2 protein-coding genes and 1 pseudogene are annotated in these 2,877 nt (G+C 69.4%); all 3 read left to right on the forward strand.

Going from position 1 to position 2,877, the window contains the following annotated elements; all coding sequences use genetic code 11:
- Positions 1 to 267 precede the first annotated feature (267 nt).
- Positions 268 to 993: a hypothetical protein gene (locus G6030_RS12115; RefSeq protein ID WP_182643291.1), complete on the forward strand. Its 726-nt coding sequence runs from the start codon at positions 268 to 270 to the stop codon at positions 991 to 993.
- A complete protein-coding gene (locus G6030_RS12120; protein ID WP_182643292.1) occupies positions 990 to 2,039 on the forward strand; it encodes an isopenicillin N synthase family oxygenase in 1,050 nt (349 codons plus the stop codon). The genes G6030_RS12115 and G6030_RS12120 overlap by 4 nt, the downstream gene beginning before the upstream one ends.
- A pseudogene (locus G6030_RS12125) lies at positions 2,036 to 2,877 on the forward strand (sodium:solute symporter); the annotation flags it as partial. The gene G6030_RS12120 and the pseudogene G6030_RS12125, both read left to right, overlap by 4 nt.

The raw sequence follows: 2,877 nt of genomic DNA on the forward strand, positions 1-2,877 counted from the left end.
CGGCCCCGCTCCCTGGCGGCTCCGATAAAGTTACACGGCCGCCGACAGAACACCTAATCGCCTGGTCAGCGCGGTTTTCAGCTCGCGAGCGAACTCCACCCTTCGTCATCGGCCCCATGCTCACTCCCCTCGTTCCATGGCCTCCCTTGACTTCCGGCTCCCCTGGCTCCCGGCCGCGACTCATCTCTTGACCTTGACGAAACAGCGCGGAAACGCAGCGCCGTTTGACTGATTCCGTTCAAGTGATCGTTTTTGAGGAGGGGTCCCATGACCCAGGCTCTGAGCCCCGCGCCCGCGGCTTACCGTCGCCGCCTGTTCCATGCCCGCGACGCCCCACCCGACAACTGCACTGAGGTCTGGTGGATCCAGGGCGAGCGGTACTTCTGCGACGCGCGCTTCACCACAGGCGTGTCGGGGCGGCCCGAGTTCCACATGGGATTCGCCGGCGAGCTCGAGCCCACGGGCGTCGCGGCCGACGAGTTCGAGTGGGTCCACGCCATCACCGCCGGGGCCTCCTTCGCGAGCGCCGACATCGGGCAGCTCCTCGAGGTGCCGGGCTGGGGGCTGCTGGAGGTCGGTCGCGGCTTCGACTATGTCGAACTGTGGCAACGGTGCACTGACGCGGCCGAGCCCGTGTGGGAGGCCAGAGGCATCGACGAGAACGGCACGGAGGCCGTGGTCGTCTGCGTCGGCGACCGATTCGGACTCGCCCTGGGCCCCGACGCCGCGGGGAACCGTCCCGCCTCCGTGCACATCGGCTCGGTGCTCGACCATTCGCGGGACGACCCCTCGCTGGGTCCCGCGCCCCTCGACGCGGCGCTCCCCCAAGGACGGACGTGGCATGCCGAGCACTCCTCGTGGGCCCTCCGCGACCCGCTCCACTTCTCGATCGATCCCACGCCAGACGGCGGCTTCTCCCTGTCCTGGCGCGCCGGCGAACTCTCCGGCGCACCGATGCACTTCCACCCGATCCTCCAAGGAGCTCTCTCATGACCGACACCCAGCGCACGGCGGCCGACTTCGAGTCGATCCCCGTCATCGACGTATCCACCCTTTCCGATCCCGATGGCCCCAGCGACGAGTGCATCGAGCGCCTCGGCACGGCGGCGCGCGAGGTCGGGTTCCTGCTCGTGGTCAATCACGGCGTCTCGGACCAGACGTTCCGCGCCATGCACGAGGCCGCGCAGAGGTTCTTCGACCAGCCTGAGTCGGTCAAGCGGGAGGTCTACATCGGCAACTCGACCAACCACCGCGGCTACGTGCCCATTGGCGAGGAGGTGTTCGCCGGCGCCACGCCCGACCTCAAGGAGGCCTTCGACCTGTCCATCGACCTGCCGGCGGACTACCCCGCGTACCTGGCCGGTAACCCGCTGCTGGGCCCCAACCAGTGGCCCGACCTTCCCGGCTTCCCGGAGGCGGTGATGACGTACTACGACGAGGTGTTCGGACTCGGGTCGAAGCTCCTCGCCGCGTTCGCCCAGTACCTCGGCGTGGAGCCGGCGGCGTTCCTCGGGTCGGTGACCGAGCCGCCGTCGCAGCTCCGGCTCATCCACTACCCCTTCAACCCGGATGCGGAGGACCGTCCCGGGATCGGCGCGCACACGGACTACGAGGCGCTCACCCTGCTCAAGCCCACCGCCCCCGGGCTGGAGGTGATGAACGGCCGGGGCGAGTGGATCGAGGTCCCCTACCGCGTGGACGCGATCGTGGTGAACATCGGCGACCTGCTCGAGGTGTGGACCAACGGCGCCTTTGTGGCCACGTCGCACCGGGTGCGCAAGGTCTCGGAGGAGCGCTACTCCTATCCCCTGTTCTTCACCGTCGACTACGACACGGTGGTCGCCCCGCTCCCCGCGCTAACTGACGGGATCCCGGCGTACGAGCCGCTGCACGCCGGCGAGCACCTGTTCGCCCAGACCGCGCAGAGCTTCGCCTATCTCCGGCAGCGCATCGAGTCGGGCGAGCTCGCCCTCCCCGAGGGTGCCCGTCCGCTGTACTCGCTCGGCCGTGAGACCTCGCTGGTCGGAGGAGCGCAATGATCAACGCGGCCATCGCAGGAACAGTGCTCCTCCTGGTCGCCCTCGGCCTGTGGGCGTCCCGTCGGGTGAGGGGCCGTAGCGACAACTTCGCCGTCGCGGGCCGGACGCTGACCGTGCCCCTCGTCGTCGTCCTCCTCATGTCCCAGGTCATAGACTCCAACGCGACGGTCGGCGCGGCGGACCTGGCCGGCGGGTTCGGCTTCTGGGCCGGCGCGGCGATGCCGCTGGGCATCGCGGCGTCGTTCCTCCTCATGGGGCTGTTCGTGGCCAAGAAGGTGCGCGAGCGCGAGCTGTACTCGCTGCCCGAGTACTTCCGCACGACGTTCGGCCGCACCGGCGAGGTCCTGTCGGCGGTCCTCACCGTCGCGAGCTTCGGCATCCTCATGGCCGGCAACCTCGTGGCGCTGGGGCACATGCTGGACTACTTCATGGGCGTCCCTTACGGGCTGGCGATCGTCGTGGTGACGGGGGCGATCCTGGCGGGCACAGTGGTCGGCGGGATGTTCGCGTCGGTGTACACGGGGCTTTTCCTCATGGGCGTCATGACGGTCGGCTTCGTGGGCCTGTCACTGTGGATGTTCCTCGGTCCCGGGTACTCGGCGCCGGAGGGTCTCGGCGTGCGGGACCTGACGCAACTCACGGATCCGGCCGCGGGCTCGGTGATCAACTGGGCGACCATGTTCGCGCTGGGCCTGGGCAACCTCGTGGCGATCGACGTGTTCCAGCGCGTGTCCTCCGCGCGGTCGGCGCGGGGCTCCCGGACCGCGAGCCTCATCGCCGCCGCCGGGACCGTGGTCCTGTGCGTCCCCCTCGCCGCGGTCGCCGTGGCCGGCACGGG

Source organism: Dietzia sp. E1, from assembly GCF_014145015.1.
GTDB lineage: Bacteria > Actinomycetota > Actinomycetes > Mycobacteriales > Mycobacteriaceae > Dietzia > Dietzia cinnamea_A.